Genomic DNA, 18482 nt, shown 5'->3' with positions numbered 1-18482 from the left:
TGGCCCTATGTCTGCCTTACATAAGGTCGGTACCTAGATGTTACCACTTGCCTTGAAATTATCTTGAAAGAAACGCACATGAATTCGCCTGTTCTTCAACTTCTGGTTCTTGCCGGAATCGCGATCTTCCTGATCCTGCGCTTGCGCAATGTTTTGGGCACACGTGAGGGGTTTGAAAAACCAAAGGCGCCGCCAGCCATCCCAACGCGACGGTTCGGACCCGATCTTGAGGTGATCGAAGGTGGACCTGATCCGGATGTAACCGATTATGTTGATGCCGATAGTGATATGGCAAAGGCGTTGACCGCAATGAAAACTGCGGATCGGTCATTCAATGTCCGTGAATTTTTGCGTGGCGCGCGTGGTGCCTATGAAATGATCCTGACCGGATTTGAAAAAGGCGATTTGGCCGAAATCAAACCGTTCCTATCGAGCGACGTCTACGATGCCTTCGCGGGTGTGGTTGAATCGCGAGAGAAAGACGGCCTAAGCATCGATTTCAAGTTCATTGGTATTTCCGAAACGACATTGGTTGATGCGGAGTTTGACGAAACAACAAAAAATGCTGAGATTACAATCAAGTTTCTCAACGAAAGCACGTCTGCAGTCTATGACAACGGTGGTGACCTGAAAGAAGGCTCCCCAACAGAAATCAAAAAGCAGCGCGATGTCTGGACGTTCGGCCGCACCATGGGCACTGGCGATCCGAACTGGTTCCTTGTCGCCACTGGTGAATGAAGACTAGGCGAATAAATTTGAGGGCGGTAGCCTTAGGGCTGTCGGTGATCGTGCCACCATTTTTCTGGACTGAGGCGGCAATGGCCAACCCGACCTATAAACTTTTACAATTCGGTGATCTGAACGGCTGGGCCGATGACGATCATCAGGCGGCGTTAGACGTGTTCCTGTCCACCTGTGGCGATATGCGCGACCCCGCGTGGGAAACGATTTGCGATGTGGCGCGCCAAGGCCAAGAGGCGCGCGGTTTTTTTGAACGTTTATTCACGCCTGTCCTGATTGAAGATGGTCAAGACCCGCTGTTTACGGGCTACTACGAGCCTGAATTGCGCGGATCGATGACCCGTGGTGGTCCCTTCCAGCACCCGCTTTACAGATTACCCCAAAATTCAGGCGAGTTTTCACGCCGAGAGATTGAGAAAACCAACGCCTTTGAGGGGCGTGGACTTGAGATTGTTTGGATCGATGATCCTGTTGATGTATTTTTCTTGCAAGTTCAGGGATCGGGCCGCGTTGCGCTCGATACGGGGGGCGGCATTCGCGTTGGGTATGGCGGAGCGAACGGACGTGAATATTCGTCAATCGGATTGGAACTGGTGCGCCGCGGTGTCTATCAATCCCATGAGGTGTCCGCTGACGTGATCCGCAATTGGGTCCGTAACAATGGCGAAGAGGGTCGTCAGCTTTTGTGGGCGAACGACAGTTATGTCTTCTTTCGTGAGGTCAACGATGTGCCTGCGCATATGGGACCACTTGGGACCATGAACAGATCTGTCACCACAATGAGAACCGTTGCGATTGATCCGGCCTTTGTTCCGCTGGGCGCACCTGTCTGGATTGAAAAGGATGGCGCTGACCCACTGAACCGTTTGATGGTCGCGCAAGACACGGGGTCTGCGATCAAGGGATCACAACGGGCAGATATTTTCTTTGGAACGGGTGATGCCGCCGGGCGCGATGCGGGCCGCATAAGGGACGATGGGCGGCTGGTTGTTTTGATGCCGATCCAAAGTGCATATGCGCTATTGCCGGATGTGATCGAATGAAAAAGCCTCGGCATGTGTCGGCTGAGGAACAGGCGTTATGGGACGTCGTGGCGAGGCGGACCGAGCCGCTGCACAAGCCAGCGGCGAAACTGATTCGTGCGGCACCCCGAAAACCTGATCCACAGCCGACCCAGACCAAGCCCCGGCCCATTCCGGCATTCAGAATTGGTGCTGTTGTTGACCACCGCGCCGATCACGATCTGTTGCCATCGCTTGGCCAACAGATCAGGGCAGCACCGGTTCAAATGGATCAAAAGGCGTTTGTTAGGCTCCGTCGTGGCAAGTTAAAGCCAGAAGCGCGGGTCGATCTACATGGAATGACAGTTGCACAGGCGCATCCGGTTTTGACGGGATTTATCCTGAGGTCTGCAGGCGCTGGGCATCGGTTGGTTTTGGTCATCACCGGCAAGGGAAAGCACCGCGATGATGGTGGGCCAATCCCGACGCGGTTTGGTGTGTTGCGCCATCAAGTGCCGCAATGGTTGTCGATGGCGCCGCTGGGTGGGTTGGTGATGCAAATCACTGAAAGTCACATTCGCCATGGCGGGCAGGGCGCCTATTACGTCTACCTACGCCGCACCCGTTGACCGCCGCACGACTGAAACCGGGTAAAGCAACAAAAGGGCGGCGATGAAAAACGTCGCTGCATATCCTAACATTTGCTGTTCGAAGCCGACGCCTTGGTCGATGAGCCAACCACTGATACCAGGCCCAAGTGCGGACCCAAGTACCATCAAAGCGGCTGTTGCGGCCTTGATGGAGCCAAGGTGCAACGTGCCAAAAAACTCTGCCCAGCACGCATTCAGCAATGTCGCCTGACCACCGCCTGCCGCGCCCATAAGGATCAAAGCGAGGGCTGTCCAGCCGAGGCTTGGCCCGTACCAATGCAGGATGAAAGCAAATATGTAGGGGATCAAATAAAACGGCAGAAGTTTAACCGCCCCGATCCGATCCAAGGCCCAGCCATAAAAGATCGTCGAGAAAAGAAGGGTGATCGTTCCCAGTGGAAAGACCGCCACAAGAGCCAGATGTGAATATCCTTTGATCTCAGCGAAATGAACTTGGTGGAACCAGAACGCAGTGCCAAAACCAGAAAATGACATAACCGCAGGGGCCATCGCCCAGAATATGGGATGGCGCAAAACGTCGGCGCGGGTCCAGTGTTTACCGTAAAGTCCGGTTGATTGATTGTCTTGCGCGACAGACTGTGGGGTGCGTTCGAGGCGCAGCAGACGCATCAAAACGGGGGCCATAGCGAGACAAAAGAGGGCGCAGCCGATCCAGATATAATGCCAATCAATGTAGGATTTTAGCCAAACCATGATCAAGGGCAGTGCCGCTTCGGCCAGCATGAACCCCATTGCAGCAACAGCCAAAGCGCGGCCACGTGTGGCGATAAACCAGCGCGCCATGGCCACGGTCGCCACATGCGTTGTCATCCCTTGGCCAAAAAAGCGAAGCGTAAATACGACGAGAGGCAGAAGGGCGGCAAGCGGATTGAGCGCCATAAGCACACAAGACAGCCCGAGCAGTAGAATAACCGTGATGCCAAGCTGCCGGACGCGAAACCGATCTGCGAGGCCACCTGCAAACACCATGACTGCCGCTGACGCTCCTGTGCCGATCATATAAATCAGGCCCCAGTCGCCGTTGCTCAGCCCGTATTCGGCCCGAATTTCACCGCCGAAGATCGAGATAAAGAAAGTCTGACCGAAGCTTGAGAGAAACGACAGCAACGCGCCCGTCGCAAGGAAGGGTGCGTTCTCGCGGATGAAGGAAATGTATCCGGTGTCGTGAATAATTCTTGCGGTCATTGGGTCTTATTGGCCGAATGATCGCAACTGGAAAGCGCTAAAGCACGTAGCGGCTTAAGTCGGTGGATCGTGCAAGCGCACCAAGGTGTTCTTCGACAAAGGCAGCGCTGACTTCGATTTCATCACCTCCACGTTCTGGCGCGTTGAACGACAGATCCTCAAACACGCGTTCCATCACGGTATAGAGACGACGTGCACCGATATTTTCGATACTTTCATTCACCTCAGCCGCGATGCGCGCGAGGGCGGCAATGCCGTCTTCGCTGAATGACACCGTGACTTCTTCGGTACCCATGAGTGCGGTGTACTGGCGGGTTAGGGCGTTGTCGGTTTCTGTGAGGATACGGACAAAGTCGTGTTCAGTCAGTGCCCGCAGTTCAACACGGATTGGCAGGCGACCCTGTAGTTCGGGCAACAGATCGGATGGTTTTGCGATGTGAAACGCGCCCGAGGCGATGAACAGGATATGGTCGGTTTTTACCGATCCGTGTTTCGTGCTGACAGTCGTGCCTTCGATCAATGGCAGCAAATCACGCTGTACGCCTTCGCGGGACACATCCGCGCCGCGTGCGTCGGCGTTGCGACAGACTTTGTCGATCTCATCCAAAAAGACGATGCCGTTTTGTTCAACTGACTCGAGTGCGATTTTCGTGACGGTTTCATCGTCCAGCAGTTTGTCCGCTTCGTCCGCGACCAACAACGCGTAGCTTTCCGAAACGGTCACGCGTTTCTTGACGGTGCGCGCGCCGAATGCTTTGCCAAACATCGCGCTGAGGTCCATGCCGCCCATACCAGGGGGCTGGCCGGGGATTTCCATGCCACCCATGGGGTTGGAATTGTCGGCGAGTTCAAGTTCGATAATTGTATTGTCTAACTCGCCAGTCTTGAGCTTTTTGCGGAACATATCGCGGGTTCCTTCGCGGGCGTCTGTCCCCGCGATGGCATCAATCACGCGGGCTTCAGCGGCTTCCTGCGCCTTTTGTTTCACGTCTTCGCGCATGTAGTCGCGGGTTTCAACAATGGCAGATTCAACCAGATCGCGGATGATTTGTTCAACATCGCGTCCGACATAGCCCACTTCGGTAAATTTGGTAGCCTCGACTTTAATGAACGGTGCGCGGGCCAATTTTGCCAAACGGCGCGAAATTTCAGTTTTTCCAACGCCGGTTGGTCCGATCATCAGGATGTTCTTGGGATAGACTTCGTCGCGCAGATCGTCGCCCAATTGTTTGCGCCGCCAACGATTGCGCAGCGCCACGGCAACAGCGCGTTTGGCGTCGGATTGGCCGATGATAAACCGGTCAAGTTCGGATACGATTTCGCGGGGGGTGAGGTCAGTCATGCTTGATGGTCTCCACGGTGAGATTGCCGTTTGTGTAAACGCAAATGTCAGATGCAATGGCCATGGCGCGGCGGGCAATTTCTTCGGCGCTAAATTCCAGATCCATGAGTGCGCGACCAGCGGCGAGGGCAAAGTTGCCGCCCGATCCGATGGCGGTTACGTCATATTCAGGTTCTAGAACGTCCCCCGCACCCGTGATCACGAGCAGGTCTTTGCCATCGCTCACGATCAGCATCGCTTCGAGTTTCTGAAGGTATTTGTCGGTGCGCCATTCCTTGGCGAGCTCAACTGACGCGCGGGCGAGTTGTCCGGGTGTCGCTTCAAGTTTTTTCTCAAGCCGTTCGAGCAGGGTAAACGCATCTGCCGTTGATCCTGCAAAACCACAGATTACATCGCTGCCGCCAGCCGTCAGACGCCGCACCTTTCGTGCAGTTCCTTTCATCACGGTCTGGCCAACGGACACTTGCCCGTCGCCCGCGATGACAACTTCGCCGCCCTTGCGCACACCAATGATTGTCGTGCCGTGCCAGCCTGGGAATGTGTCTTTCGTCATGTTGTGTCCTACCTTTGATTATAGATTATATGGCGGCGCGATGCGGTCGACACAAGGTTGCAACGAAAAGGGCGCCCCGATGGGACGCCCATTTAGACAATTGGATTGGCCTAGATGCCTTCTTCAATCCAGCTTTTCAGCGCGGCTTTCGGGGCTGCGCCTGTTTTGTTGGAGACAACTTCGCCGTCCTTGAAAAGGAACAGCGCCGGAATGCCGCGCACACCCATTTGGGCGGGGGCGTTGGGGTTTTCGTCAACGTTCACTTTGACGATTTTGATTTTTCCGTCCATCTCAGCCGACAGTTCTTCGAGCGCTGGGCCGATCTGTTTACAGGGTCCGCACCACTCCGCCCAGAAATCCACGACAACGGGGATGGTGGACTGACGAACTTCGGCGTCAAAGGTGTCGTCGGTGACTGCTACGGTGGCCATTGGCTCTACTCCTCAAGGGGTTTTGTTAGACGCGGAACGTATGATCGCACCAAGGGGGCGTCAAGGCGTGGTCACGCCAAAGAGAGCAACGTCAAGCATCGCATCTGGGAGTTCCGTTGTCGTCCCGGTTTTGGTCCACAAAAGAACCGTGCGAATACGGTGGTTTGGATAGATTTGTTTCAACGCATCACGATATGCCGCCATTTGGCGGGCAAGGCCAAGGGGCGTTTTTTCCGGTATTTCTGGAACCACACGATTGGATTTAAAATCGACGGCGATGACGTCTGTGTCCGTTATGATCAAACGGTCGATGATGCCGAACATGCGATCCAGCCCAAGGGATGGCAGCGTTGCCGAAATCGGGACTTCGGCCAGACCAGCCTCAAAGATCCAAGACAGGTTGCTGGCATCAAGCGTTCCAAGCGCCTCTTCGATTAGCTCACCGATATTTGGGATCAGACCCGCATCAGGATGGTTTTTGGCAAGTCCTTCGGCGGTACCTAGCCGCATCATTGGGTCGGTTTCTGGCAGGACTTCTAGTAAAAGATGGATGATGTGTCCCCATGCCAGCGCCAGATCGGAGGCATCCGTGTACGTTTCACTTGCCATGATCTTTGCGCCGCCAAGATCGGACGGGGAAAGTGTTTTTGGACGATCTAGTAGGTTGGGAAGCGTGTCGCCAAACAGCGGCATCACTGTTTTGGCTGCGGGTTCTTTGGCGGGGGTAGCCATTGGTCCCGCGTCCCATTCCCAGCGACTAAACCGCTTGATCGTGCCAAAGGGCGCGGGGTGTTCGACAGCGTCCAGATGGTCGAGCGCGTTTGAAACTGTTCCATGCCAACTGTCTTGTGGTTCTTTCCCGACATCGCCAGCAGCCGCGATGATGAGCCAATTTTCCGCACGGGTTAGGGCCACATAAAGCAGCCGCCGCCGTTCGCGGTCTTGGGCATCCAGCATGTCGTCTTGTATGTCCCGCATGACTTGCGGCATCACATCTGATTTGGGTTTCCAATACACATAGCCACCCGTCGTCAAAAGATCGCCCCGTACCTCACGCTTGCGTTTGGTTGTGTCGGGCAGGATCACAATGGGCGCTTCGAGCCCTTTGGCGCCATGAACCGTCATCACGCGGATCCGATCGCCAGCAGAATCCATCTGGCGTTTGACAACCACGTCTTCGGTTTGCAGCCATGTCAGGAACCCCGTCAGGCTTGGCACCGCTGATTGTTCATAGCCAAGCGCCTGAGACAGCAGCGCATCAATCCCGTCTTCAGCCTCATGACCGAGCCGCGCAATAAGGTTTCGCCGCCCGCTGTGACGGATCAACAGGCGGTTGATCAGATCGTAAGGGCGCAGAAAATCTGCGCGGTTACGCAAATCGTGAACGATCGCCAACGTGTCTTCATGGGTGCCAGAGGTGCGCAATGCCTCCCACAATGTCTGTTGTTTCTTACGCGGCTGTGCGAGGTCATAGAGCTGTTTTTCAGTCCATCCGAACAGTGGCGATTTCAGCGCAGCTGCGAGCGACAGATCATCGTCTTGCAGGGCAAGAAATTGCAGCAGAGCCGAGATATCTTTGACAGCAAGTTCACCGCCCAGCTTAAGCCGATCCGCACCAGCGATATCGAGACCTGCCTTTTTACACGCGACGATAATCTCACTGAACAAATCGGAACGACCTTGCACGAGGATCAAGACATCCCCTGGCGTGATCTTTCGACGCGACCATCCGGTGTCATCGGCTACTTTCACTGGCAACGTTTCATGCGCGATCATACGTTTGATTTCTGTTGCGATCTGCGTGGCGAGGACGACCTTGTGATTTGTCCGCCCCTTAAAATCGACGGGATCGTCCCAATCACGTTCCTCTGGTTTCTCGGAAGGTTCGATCACTGGCCAGACATCCACGCGCCCTGGCATGGTGTCTTTGAACGCGATGTGTTCGATGTGGTTGCCAAGTCCCTCGGCCATCTCGCCCTTGAAGGTTTGATCGACCAGCTGAAGCACCGCAGCAGAGGACCGGAAGGAATACAGCAGTTCAAGCTTATGGAGCGACTTTTGGACCTTATTCAATTCACCACTGAAGTGGTCGCTCATCCGATCGAACCCTTCTGGGTCCGCGCCTTGGAAAGAATAGATCGACTGCTTTTTGTCACCCACAACGAACACAGTCCGTTCACGGTCAGGATTCGCGCCGATTCCGGTTGAAAATTCTTGAGTGAGAAGACGCACGATGTCCCATTGGTCTGGCGCCGTGTCTTGGGCTTCGTCGACCAGCACGTGATCGACACCACCGTCAAGACGGAACAGAACCCATTGCGCTACTGCAGGGTCTTCTAACAACGCCTTTGCTTTGCTGATCAGATCGTCAAAATCCAGCGCTGCACGCTGCACCTTTTTAGTTTCATAGCCCCGCACAAAAGGGGTCGCAAAAGCGATCAGCGCGCGCGATTTTTCGAGAGCGAGCCAACACCACCGTGTGTCTCGACCATCCTCAACCCGCTGCATGAGATCATTCAGCTCATCAATGAGATCAGGATTGGCAGTACGAATGGCTTTGGTGGGAAAGCTGTCAATCTTGGCGCCGTAGGGATTTTTGGCGTCCTTCCCGAACAGAAAGACGTCCTCCATCACGGCCAGAACGGCCATGTCAGGGGGCGTGTTAAGGTCGATAGCCTTTAGTTTGATTGCAGCCTTTTGATCGTTGGTGCCCGAAGCGAGGCAGATCGGGATCAGCCTTTGGATCGCATCCAGATCATCAGGTCCAACAATTGCGTCTATCAGTCCGCTAAGAGTGAGGCTGGACGGAATGTCGAACGTCTGCGCCAGATCATCTGCGGTTGGTGGTGATAGGAACGCCGATCTGCGCGATGTGATGGCCGCCAAGAAATTGCCGACCTCTGCACCTGTGTAATGGCGTGCAAACCCCGCGACTTCATCCGCGTGATTTCCAGTCGCCATCTCATCCAAAACCTCTTCACGCAGCAATTGCGCGTCGCGGTCTTCCATTTCTTTGAACTGCGGGCTGACCTCAGCCTCAAGTGGAAACCGCCGCAGCACCCCCGCGCAGAAAGAGTGGATCGTCTGGATTTTCAGCCCACCAGGAGTTTCAATCGCGCTGGCAAACAGGGTCCGTGCATTGCTGAGGTAATCGTCATCAATCGCCACGTCTGTGCCCAGTTCGACCAACTGTTTATGTAACGCTGGTTTGGCCATCATCGCCCATTCGCCCAAACGCTGGAACAACCGGTTCTGCATCTCTGACGCGGCGGCCTTGGTGTAGGTTAGACACAACACGTTTTCAGGGCGGGTTCCGGCCAACAGCAACCGCGCAACGCGGTCGGTCAAAACGCGGGTTTTGCCAGAACCCGCATTGGCCGACAGCCATGTGGACCGCGTTGGATCAGCGGCTTCGATCTGGCGTCTGGTTGCGTCGTCGGGGATCATGTCCTGTCCTGTGCAATAGCGTCGTGTGTCTCATCCCATTCGCCATACCGCGCAAGGTGGTCGTAGTTGCCCTCAAACGACATAATCTCATTCGCGCTACGGGAAGTGTATCCTTTGGTCGGGTCCATCCATTTGGCGATGAGGCCTTCGAAACGCGTCCAGGTTTCGTCTGGAGTCTCATCGTCTAGCGGGGCGGGCTGGTCTTTCAGATCGCTGCCCAACCCAATGTAAACTGCGGCCTTGGTACGGACACGCCCCAGCGCTTTGAATGCGCCGCGTTCGACCATTGCGGCCTCAAGCAGCAGTTGTTTATCAAAGTATTTTTGTTGTGGCGAGGTGGGGGCCTTGCTAGTTTTGTAGTCATAGATCAGCGCTTCGCCATCATCGGACATGTCGATCCGGTCTGCCGTCCCAGTCAGCGTAAAGGGCAGGTATGCCAGCTTCAATTCACCGCGCATTTCAGTGTCTACATTGGCCGAAAACACGCGGCGCTTCTGTTCTTCAATCAAAAAATGCGGCGTGAAGGACGCGATACGTGCGAACCAAAGCGCGCGAACAGCAGGCCATGGGCAGTGTTCAATCAGCACATCGGACGCGATGGACAGCAACGCGGCGCGCGCGCCAGAGTCTGCGGGGTCAATTTTGTCCTTAACGAACCGTTCAAGGACTTTGTGCACGATTGTACCACGCAATGGCGCGTCAGGTGTGTGGGCCAAACTGTCCAGCGCATTCAGTCCAAGAATTTTGCGGGCGTAGATTGCATAAGGATCGCGGATCAGCGTTTTGATCTGTGTGACTGACAATTTGTCTGGCCGCGCATCAGCTGGCGGACAGGGTGACGGGCGCGGCGCTGGATCAACGGTCACGGTCGGAGCCGCGATGTTCGCTGCGAGGGTTAGCCAATGCTGTCCACGTTCCCGCATCGCCTTAAGATAAGCGGGGCCGCCTTTATCTTCCAAGCCCCCAAGCAAATTTGTCAGGCGGTTGATCCATCGGCTTGGCACTGTTTCGGCTTCGTCAGACCGCACGGCGCGGCTCAGCACAACTTCGCGCGCGCAGACAGCTTGCTGATAATCGTGCGCGCTGAGGCCGATGCGCCGTTCTGGTAATAGCAATCCAGCCTGCATCCGCAACGGGCGGTTGAGCCAAGGATCAGGGGTGGGGGCCTCGGGCCAAGTGCCCTCGTTGAGGCCCGCAAGGATCACCAGATCGGCCGACTGAACCCGTGCTTCTAAAGTGCCCCAGATCAGGACCTGCGGGTGGCCATCGTCGCGGTCGCGCACCTCACCACCTGCCAGAACGCTGCCGATGAGCCGGCGATATTCCCGCGCTGACATCACACCACCCGCGTCCGAATGAGCGCGCAATTCTGACATGACACGCAAGGCTTCGCGTCCGGCCGGTTTCTTCCAAAGCTCACCCGAGCCGCCCAGATATGGACCTGCTGAAAGCCGCTCAGCGATGCCCAAATGGTGCGTTAAGTGATCGATCAGGGGCTTATCGTTGGTGTCACATAGTCCCAGCAGAACGGACCCGACCCATGCAACCCAATCGGTATGCTCTGGATGGCGATCCGATGTCGCCGCCGCCCATTTGGTCAGGCTTTCAGCCGTTGGAAAGGGTGGCCCGTTTCGCCGCAGGTCCAATTCTAAAGCGTTGGTGCGCAACGCGTGGGCGCCGCGATCAGGACGGTCTGAATGGCTGAGCGGATGCCGCAACAACACCAAAAGACGTTCAGCGTCCAGTGGTTCACAGAACAGATCAGCGATATGGCGCAAAAACCGACCCGGTGCCGTAAGTTGCAATGGAAGACCCGCGCTATCGTCCGGCGTGATGTCCCAACGATCCAGCGAAGCAGTCACCTGTCGTGTCAGCATCCGGTCGGGTGAAATCAGCGCAGCGGTTTGACCATCTTCAACCGCTTGGCGCAAACGCGCGGCTATTGCATCTGCTTGCGCCCGCGGGGTTGGGGCCTCAATCAAAGTGATGCCATTTGTCGCCTCGCCCAGATCGCCCAGATCAGAGCCGTCTTTGATCCATTGATGGGTCACTGGTGCAGGCCGCAATGAAAGTGAAATCAGCCCAGTGCGTGCGGCGTTGATGTTGGTGGTGTTGCCCCACTGCTGGATGTCGGATGGTTGAATGCTGAGCGCGTCGCAGAATGCCTTGAACCGATATTGCGGATGATCCTCACCGCCTTTTTTCTGTTCCATCATATCCCAAACATGGGCTGGCATATCGCAGTCCAGACCGGGCAGAATAACTGCACCTTGTGGCAGCTTCGCGACGGCCTGCATGAACAGGGACGTTGCCCCACGCGATCCGGTGGAACCCGCCACGATGATTGGATGGTCTGGCGGTGTATCGGCCCAACGGTCTACGAGCGTTTCAATCACAAGACGTTGGCGGCCTTCGCCATCTAACCGATCATCCGCAAAGAACTGCTGCACCAATTGAATGAATGACAACGCGCGCTGCCAATGCCCTGATTGGTCCGTAACGTCGAGGCCCGCGATTGCTTCAGGCGCGACACCTTCTCCCTGCATCTCGCTCATCAGTGCGACAAGACTGTCTGCCAAATCAATCGCCGCATCTTGCGATGCAAGGGTCGGGTCCGCATCAATCAGGCCTTTAACCAGCTGCGCAACTTCAAGCCTGCGACGCAACGGAGCAATGGATGGCGCAATTGCGCGCCCGACGGCGTCTTGTGCAAGATCGGTGACAAGCCGGATGCGCGGCAACAAAAGCGCGTCGCCTTGGTGAAACAGGGACGTCAGGCGGCGCTGCATGCGACGGGTGTTCACATAAATCACAACGTGGGCCACATCCGCTGGCGACATCGTTTCAAATGCGGCCCTTAGGCCGTCATAAAGAGTGGTCGAAAAGTCTGCGCCGAGGGGGACCCCATACACACGTGGTATTTTCATTGGATCAAACATCATCACCTCCAGCGAGCATTTCTTGTGCAATTTCGATGCTGTCAGGCCTACCAACATCACACCATTGCCCGTCATAGACGACACCAAACATCGTTTTTCGTTTTAGCATTCCGTCCCACAGTACCCACATTGAAAACGCATCTTCAGTAATATCAGCCAGCCCATCTGTGTGGATAATCTGGACGCCGGAATAAACATATTTGGTTCCGCGGGTCAGGCGACCAGAGCTATCGAGATCAAAGTCCCCCGACCCAGTATGGCTAACTGCATGAGCGCGAGGGATCAACAGCAATACAGCCTCCATTTCAATGGGCGTCCACGCTTGAGTGAGCGCCTGTACGGGGTTCGGCCCTTTCCAGACAGCGTCAGTGTTCATCGTCAGAACCGGATTGCTACCCAGCAATGGAAGCGCGTGTTTCAGCCCACCACCGGTTTCCAGCAATTGTTTGGATTCATCAGAGATCAGGACATCGGTTTGCACCAAGTGATCGCGGATTTGGTCTGCAAAGTAATGTACATTCACGACTGTCCGAAGACCCGCGCAGTGCGCCAATGCATGATCGAGCAACGCGACGCCTGCGACGCTTACCAATGGCTTTGGCCGTGTGTTGGTCAGGGGGGCCATGCGGGTTCCAAGACCAGCGGTGAACAGTAATATGGCGGACGGGGTCGTCATGAATTTACTCGTTCAGGGTCAAACGCCCACGCGACAAGACGCCCAAGGTCGATAAGGTCAGGGGTCGCAAGGTCGGTCTGTAAATGCGCCCAAACCCGTGGGACGAGGGAAAGGTATCCGGTTTTGCCATCCTGTCGTGCAAGGCGATGAAAAATGCCCAGAATGCGCAAATTGCGCTGCACCGCCATTACATGAAACGCGCGTTTGAAATCTGCAACGTTCCCATCTTCGCCAGCGAGTTGGGCGAGCAGAGGGGCGAGTAATACAGGGTCAACGTCTCGTCGCGCATCACGCAGCAACGACGCCAGATCGTAAGTCGGGTGGGTGATAAATGCATCCTGAAAATCGAGCAGTCCAATGCGCAAGTTGGCATGGCCTGCTGGGCGCCAAATCAGGTTTTCCGCGTGAAAATCCCTGAGTGATAGCGCGCAGGGGTCGGGATCTACGTCGTGCAAAAGGCGGCGCAGGCGCGCGGTTATCTCTGTGGCGAGATCCATGCTTTGATCTGTTGCGGCCCATTCAAATGCCACGCCAATCATGTTCGCACCGACATCTGATGTCATTCTCGTCAGGCCATTGGGTGGTGGTGTGGATTGCAGAGTTCGCAGTACGTCGACCGCTGCGCTATACAGAATTGCTTCGTCTTTTGGCGCCGCGCTTAGGTATGTTGCGAAATCGTGTTGGCCAAGATCGCTGAGGATCATCAGACCCTTTGGGTTATCCCATTCCAGAACCTCAGGCGCTGCGAGGTTGAGCGTTTTGAGGTACGCTGCGATGGTCACGAAACGTGATTGGCTGCCACATGTTTCTGGCGGCGCATCCATCAAAATGACGGATTGGCCCTTGGGACCCAGCAGGCGCTCATAACGGCGCGCCGACGCGTCGCCGGACAATGCGATCCTTTGCCAATCGGCCCATTCGGTTGCCGCCAACCATTGGGTTACGACAGTGTTACGCATCTTGCGCGAAGTCCTTGAGCCGATCGCGCCAATTTTCGCCAAACGTAAGCGTCGCGAGGTGGCAATCCGGCGCCACTGAAAGCTCAATATCAAGGGCGGTGTTTGGCTTAAGATCGCCCAATAGCTCCGGCCATTCGATCAGGCAAATGTGGTCGTTGAACGCGTCCGTCAAGCCAAGCTCAACCGCCTCTTGCGCATCGCCAAGGCGATAGAGATCGGCGTGCCAGATTTCTAGATCGTCATAGTCGTAGGTCTGCACGAGGGTGAAAGTGGGCGAAGGCACTTCGGTATCAGGGCCCAGCAGGGTGTGGATAAACGCCCGCGCCAACGCTGACTTGCCAGACCCGATTTGTCCGCGCAGAAGAAAACAATCACCGGCACGTGCATACTTCGCGAGAACGCGACCGAGGTGATCGGTGTCGTCCTGTGTGGTTAGTCGAAGTGTAGTGGTTGTGCGCGCCATGTGCCAACCTTAGGCAGCCGCGTACCGCCTGCAAGGTCATTCAGACTGACTTGGCTAGACTTGGTCTAAAAATTACGGGTTCGGGCGTTGACGCATCGCCTGAAACGCCTTCCACTTCAGTTTTTTGGTTTGGAAAGTTCCGAGCTTTCAGTTTGGGGCCGATGACCATCTTCCAGCGGCCTATTTGTGCTTCGCCGCGGCTCCGGTGATTGTAGCCGCTGCTAACTTGCCATGCCAGGCGCCCTTTGTCTCGAATCTCCGCGATGTGTTTATCTCGGGGCGTTGGATCACGGGCAGCATCGAGGCTGAGAACGGCCGTGATCGGAGGCGGAATTACAATCTCTATAGCTTCACCAAAACGGTCCACAAGCAGATCGCTGGTAGGATCGCCATCATAGGCGCCATCCGCCAAAAAGCGGCTAACAGGAGCGTCAATCTAATCGAGAAGTTCGGGCAAAGCAGTTGAGTCGCCTACGTCGTCTTTTGTCAAATCGGAGCAAACGATATCTCCAGTTGTGAGATCCAGTCCAAGGTGCAGCTTGCGCCACGACTTACGTTTGGCCTTTGTTTTATACTCCTGCGCCTGAATTGACCTGACGATTTTGGGCCTGCGATTCACTTCGTCGCATGGCCAAAGGCGGTTCAGTCTGTATTTTGAGTTTATGAGCAAGCAATACAAAACAGTCTCCTTATCCGACGAGCAGCGCATAGCACTTGAAGCGCTTTGCCGCCGCCGCAAAGTTGACGCCCTTGTTTGGAAACGGGCGCGCGCGTTTCTTCTTTTGGACGCAGGAGAAGACGCCGGAACGGTTTGCCGGATTTTGGATATTGGCCCGACAGTTTTGACGGAGTGGCGATTAGCCTTTGCCGGTGCGGGACTATCGTTTTTCGGTCTGAAGGACTACAGCCAGCGTCAGGGTCATTTGTCCGTCGTGCAAGAGCAGGCGGTGAGAGCCCATTTCACCGCGCAGCCTGCCCGCAATGCCGATGAGGTCTGTGCCTATGTTCTAGCCGAGTGCGACCAAAACTACAGCACGTCGGGAGCCGCCAAGCTGATGCGCCGCCTGGGGTTCGCGTATAAGAAACCACAATTGCTGCCTGCACAGGCCGATGAAGCCAAGCAGGCTGCGTTTATTGCCAAATATGAGGCCCTGATGAACGGGTTGACCGCAGATGAGATGGTTGTCTTTTCGGACGCTGTCCACCCCGAACACCAGAGCCGCCCCGCCCATGGTTGGTTCCCCAAGGGACAAAAGACGGCCCTGAAGGCGACATCAGGGCGCAAGCGGCTCAACATTCAGGGCGCGCTTGAACTTGAGACTTTCCAGTTCACCTTTGTGGAAGGCGAGAAGATCAATGCCCAGACAACCCGACAGATGCTGGAAAAGTTGGAACGCAACAACCAAACCAAGACGGCCATCCACGTCTTTGTCGACAATGCCCGCTATCATCATGCCAAGATACTACAGCCATGGCTGGACAGCCCAGAACGTCGGGTGAAGTTGCATTTCTTGCCAGCATATGCCCCGCACCTCAACCCGATCGAGCGTCTTTGGGGTGTTATTCACAAATGGGTCACCCACAATCGGCACTATGCAACGTTCAACCAATTCACAGAGGCCATTTTCGACTTCTTCCGCAAGACCCTGCCAGAAAAATGGCCAGAGTTCCGCGACACCGTCACCGACAACTTCCGCGTCATATCGCTCAAGGAATACAAAGTGATTTGAGGGGAAAACCTCAGGTCAATTCAGGCGCGGGAGTATATGCTTTTTCTCCAGCCATTCGCCTTCACCAAATATCTTCAGACCCGTACTATCCACAACTAATTCGATTGGGCCAGCCCTTTGGGCTTTAGATTTTTCTGGCATGCTGAGCCCCGCACCTCTCCGCGAGAGGGTCGAGAAATCCGGAACGGAAACATCCAGTCCCATAAGCCGCGCCAAACTACCGACCAATCCTTGCGTCTGCCGCAAAGGTTGTTTGAAAGCCATACCTAGCGTCAGGCATACTGATATGGCCATATCAGAGTATGTGGGTTGGCCGCCTGGCGTCTGACGTTTATCGGCAAGCCACTTATCTGCAACCTCAGGGCTCAACCAAATTGTCACATCACCGCGCTGACGCAGGCCTTCATTGTACACTCGCCAGTTGGTGACCTTCTGTCGTTTCTTTTCAAACTTGTGGCGGCGGGAAGCGTTGAATTTGTGCGGCATCATGAATATCCAAGTCGTTGGCAAGCTAGGTGTCTAGCAGACCCGCTGGGGTCCCTGCAACAACGCCTGTGAGAGGGGTGTTCGCCAGTGCCACCCGCACAAGCATCGGTGGCTTGCGCAAAAGCATCCCTCCCAGCCAAGTGCCCGATCTGGCCATTGGATGGACATGCCGCTTTATAATGACACTGTTGGCGCCAATAATCAGCCGTCGCCGCAAAGACCGCTCTCCCATTCACTGCCGGGCAGGGCATTGCGGCACGCAATGTCCCGAAAGGGTCGTCGTCGCCCCGAGCCTCTGCTTGCCGCCAGTCGAGTGTTGTCGCGGCACAAGCCCGAGCGTCACGCCAGAGGTGTGCTTGCAGCACGACGCTGCAAAATCGCGCCCTCTGCGGAAGGTCTCAGGGGGCGGCGCGAGGGCAACCAGAGCCGTGGCGATCAACGGCCCAATTCCCGGGATCGTCATCAGCCTGCACGCCACCTCATTCTCTTTGGCACGCCGACTGATCTCTGCGTTGAGCTTGGCCATCTGGCCGTCGAGGCGGGTCTTCGTCTCGATCAGAACCAGCAATGTTGCCCGAGCTTCCTCCGGCAAGCAACTTGCCGGATCCTCTATGATCACAATCAGACGCGCTGCGTTCGCTGCGCCCAGGGGAACCACCTCTCCAAACTCCGTCAGGTGGCCGAGAAGCGCATTGATGGTTTGTGTGCGCTGACGGATCAGCAGCTCCCGGGCCCGGAAGACCATGACTGTAGCCTGCACATCTTCGCTCTTCACCGGCACGAAGCGCATCGATGGGCGTACCGCTGCTTGGCAAATCGCTTCAGCATCAGCGGCATCATTCTTTTGGCGTTTAACGAAGGGTTTGACGTAAGCGGGCGGGATTAGGCGCACTTCGTGGCCCAGCTTATCAATCTCACCGGCCCCAGAAATGCGCGCCGCCGCACGCTTCCATCGCAACCACGCATCGCGGAAGTTGGCCGAAAAACGCCAAGACCTGCGTTCGACGTAACTTCTTGCGCAGAACCGCTTGGCCTGCGCCATCAGCTCCATGTACTTGGAATACATTCTTCGCCAAATCGTGACCGACTGTGGTAATATCTGACATGACCGCTCTCCTTTTTGTGGATCATTGCAGACCCATCTTGGCGCATCGATGCCGTCGGGCGGCGGTTACATCATCAAAGCCCATTTAGGCCATAAGAGCGAGATGTCGTCTATCGTTGATATCCAAGCAAAATTTATGGCTATAGCTAGGCAGACGACACGCGGCGTTAGTTTATATGCATCGTGCAGCAACCGGTCCGCAGGTCATTTCCATCAGGTGCTTGGGTGAACATGGACATCGACATGCCGAAGTTTCGGTCTGACATCCCGTCCCTGCAAGGCAGTGCATTGATGATGATGGTGCGGGTCAATGACGGACCTTCATGGGCCTCAACAATGTAACCGTTGCCCGCTAAGCCTTCGCGAAAGATTGTCAGGTCGCGTCCGGCTTCGCCCATAGCGTTGTATTCAGCGCCACGCGGATAAAAAGAGACATCCCAGAACGGTTCGGTACCGGAACATGACATGGGGCGTGGGACTTTGTTTTCAGGCGGCGGATTAGGCGCGAGGAACCGCATCGAAACCCAACCAGATCGTTCACCGGCCCCGACATAGCCCCAGCCATCCAACGTGCGCAGCACTTCTACATTCAGGGTGTCGGGTCCAAGTTCACCAATGATTTCTGACGACGCGGCTGGTTCGGCGCGAATGTTCAGGACATCGTCACTGGCCACATCTGCGACCATGTAGCGTTCCGGCAAGGACTGTGCACTCGCAAGCGTCCCGAATAGCATGAAGAAAAATGCTGTGACG

The 18482-nt window shown here is 55.7% G+C and carries 14 protein-coding genes and 3 pseudogenes; 4 read left to right on the top strand and 13 right to left on the bottom strand.

Translation table 11 applies throughout. From position 1 onward, the window contains the following. The first annotated feature begins 78 nt into the window (after positions 1–78). The 3 genes from OA238_RS24315 to OA238_RS24305 all read left to right on the top strand — a co-directional run bounded on the left by OA238_RS24315 (position 79) and on the right by OA238_RS24305 (position 2371). Positions 79–738 carry a Tim44/TimA family putative adaptor protein gene (locus OA238_RS24315; RefSeq protein ID WP_015497245.1) on the top strand — a complete coding sequence of 220 codons (660 nt, stop codon included), beginning with the start codon at positions 79–81 and terminating at the stop codon, positions 736–738. An 80-nt stretch (positions 739–818) separates the two neighbouring features. Next, positions 819–1784 carry a murein transglycosylase A gene (gene mltA / locus OA238_RS24310; protein ID WP_015497244.1) on the top strand — a complete coding sequence of 322 codons (966 nt, stop codon included), beginning with the start codon at positions 819–821 and terminating at the stop codon, positions 1782–1784. Beyond that, positions 1781–2371 carry a Smr/MutS family protein gene (locus OA238_RS24305; protein ID WP_015497243.1) on the top strand — a complete coding sequence of 197 codons (591 nt, stop codon included), beginning with the start codon at positions 1781–1783 and terminating at the stop codon, positions 2369–2371. Before mltA ends, OA238_RS24305 begins: the two co-directional genes overlap by 4 nt. Here the strand turns inward: OA238_RS24305 and OA238_RS24300 are convergent. From OA238_RS24300 to OA238_RS30845, 10 genes and pseudogenes are all read right to left on the bottom strand, one after another. Then, entirely contained in the window at positions 2354–3598 is a 1245-nt protein-coding gene (locus OA238_RS24300; protein ID WP_015497242.1) for an MFS transporter, read from the bottom strand. The genes OA238_RS24305 and OA238_RS24300 overlap by 18 nt on opposite strands. Before the next feature lie 37 nt (positions 3599–3635). Continuing rightward, complete coding sequence (hslU, locus tag OA238_RS24295) at positions 3636–4940, bottom strand: ATP-dependent protease ATPase subunit HslU (RefSeq protein WP_015497241.1); 1305 nt, start codon at positions 4938–4940, stop codon at positions 3636–3638. Beyond that, a complete protein-coding gene (gene hslV, locus OA238_RS24290; protein ID WP_015497240.1) occupies positions 4933–5493 on the bottom strand; it encodes an ATP-dependent protease subunit HslV in 561 nt (186 codons plus the stop codon). Before hslV ends, hslU begins: the two co-directional genes overlap by 8 nt. A 110-nt stretch (positions 5494–5603) precedes the next feature. Next, positions 5604–5924, bottom strand: a complete 321-nt coding sequence (trxA, locus tag OA238_RS24285; RefSeq protein ID WP_015497239.1) for a thioredoxin — start codon at positions 5922–5924, stop codon at positions 5604–5606. Positions 5925–5984: 60 nt separating this feature from the next. Next, positions 5985–9371 carry a double-strand break repair helicase AddA gene (gene addA, locus OA238_RS24280; protein ID WP_015497238.1) on the bottom strand — a complete coding sequence of 1129 codons (3387 nt, stop codon included), beginning with the start codon at positions 9369–9371 and terminating at the stop codon, positions 5985–5987. After that, positions 9368–12310, bottom strand: coding sequence for a double-strand break repair protein AddB (addB, locus tag OA238_RS24275; protein WP_044038751.1), 2943 nt, complete (start codon positions 12308–12310; stop codon positions 9368–9370). The genes addA and addB overlap by 4 nt, the downstream gene beginning before the upstream one ends. After that, entirely contained in the window at positions 12303–12986 is a 684-nt protein-coding gene (locus OA238_RS24270) for a nucleotidyltransferase family protein (protein ID WP_015497236.1), read from the bottom strand. Before OA238_RS24270 ends, addB begins: the two co-directional genes overlap by 8 nt. Next, positions 12983–13945 carry an aminoglycoside phosphotransferase family protein gene (locus OA238_RS24265; RefSeq protein WP_015497235.1) on the bottom strand — a complete coding sequence of 321 codons (963 nt, stop codon included), beginning with the start codon at positions 13943–13945 and terminating at the stop codon, positions 12983–12985. Before OA238_RS24265 ends, OA238_RS24270 begins: the two co-directional genes overlap by 4 nt. Next, positions 13938–14408 carry a tRNA (adenosine(37)-N6)-threonylcarbamoyltransferase complex ATPase subunit type 1 TsaE gene (gene tsaE / locus OA238_RS24260; protein WP_015497234.1) on the bottom strand — a complete coding sequence of 157 codons (471 nt, stop codon included), beginning with the start codon at positions 14406–14408 and terminating at the stop codon, positions 13938–13940. Before tsaE ends, OA238_RS24265 begins: the two co-directional genes overlap by 8 nt. Before the next feature lie 112 nt (positions 14409–14520). Further along, a pseudogene (locus OA238_RS30845) lies at positions 14521–14985 on the bottom strand (transposase); the annotation flags it as partial. An 85-nt stretch (positions 14986–15070) separates the two neighbouring features. Between OA238_RS30845 and OA238_RS24250 the strand changes: the two are divergent. After that, a complete protein-coding gene (locus OA238_RS24250) occupies positions 15071–16138 on the top strand; it encodes an IS630 family transposase (RefSeq protein WP_015497233.1) in 1068 nt (355 codons plus the stop codon). A 36-nt stretch (positions 16139–16174) separates the two neighbouring features. Here the strand turns inward: OA238_RS24250 and OA238_RS24245 are convergent. The 3 genes and pseudogenes from OA238_RS24245 to OA238_RS29365 form a co-directional block, all read right to left on the bottom strand. Beyond that, a pseudogene (locus tag OA238_RS24245) lies at positions 16175–16627 on the bottom strand (IS5 family transposase); the annotation flags it as partial. Between the two features lie 76 nt (positions 16628–16703). Then, positions 16704–17730: pseudogene (locus tag OA238_RS24235) on the bottom strand (IS110 family RNA-guided transposase); the annotation flags it as partial. Between the two features lie 166 nt (positions 17731–17896). Beyond that, positions 17897–18463, bottom strand: a complete 567-nt coding sequence (locus OA238_RS29365; protein ID WP_015497232.1) for a COG3650 family protein — start codon at positions 18461–18463, stop codon at positions 17897–17899. Positions 18464–18482: the final 19 nt, after the last annotated feature.

It is taken from the genome of Octadecabacter arcticus 238 (genome assembly GCF_000155735.2).
In the GTDB taxonomy this organism is placed as follows: Bacteria; Pseudomonadota; Alphaproteobacteria; order Rhodobacterales; family Rhodobacteraceae; genus Octadecabacter; species Octadecabacter arcticus.
This window is presented reverse-complemented; position numbering and strand designations above follow the sequence as displayed.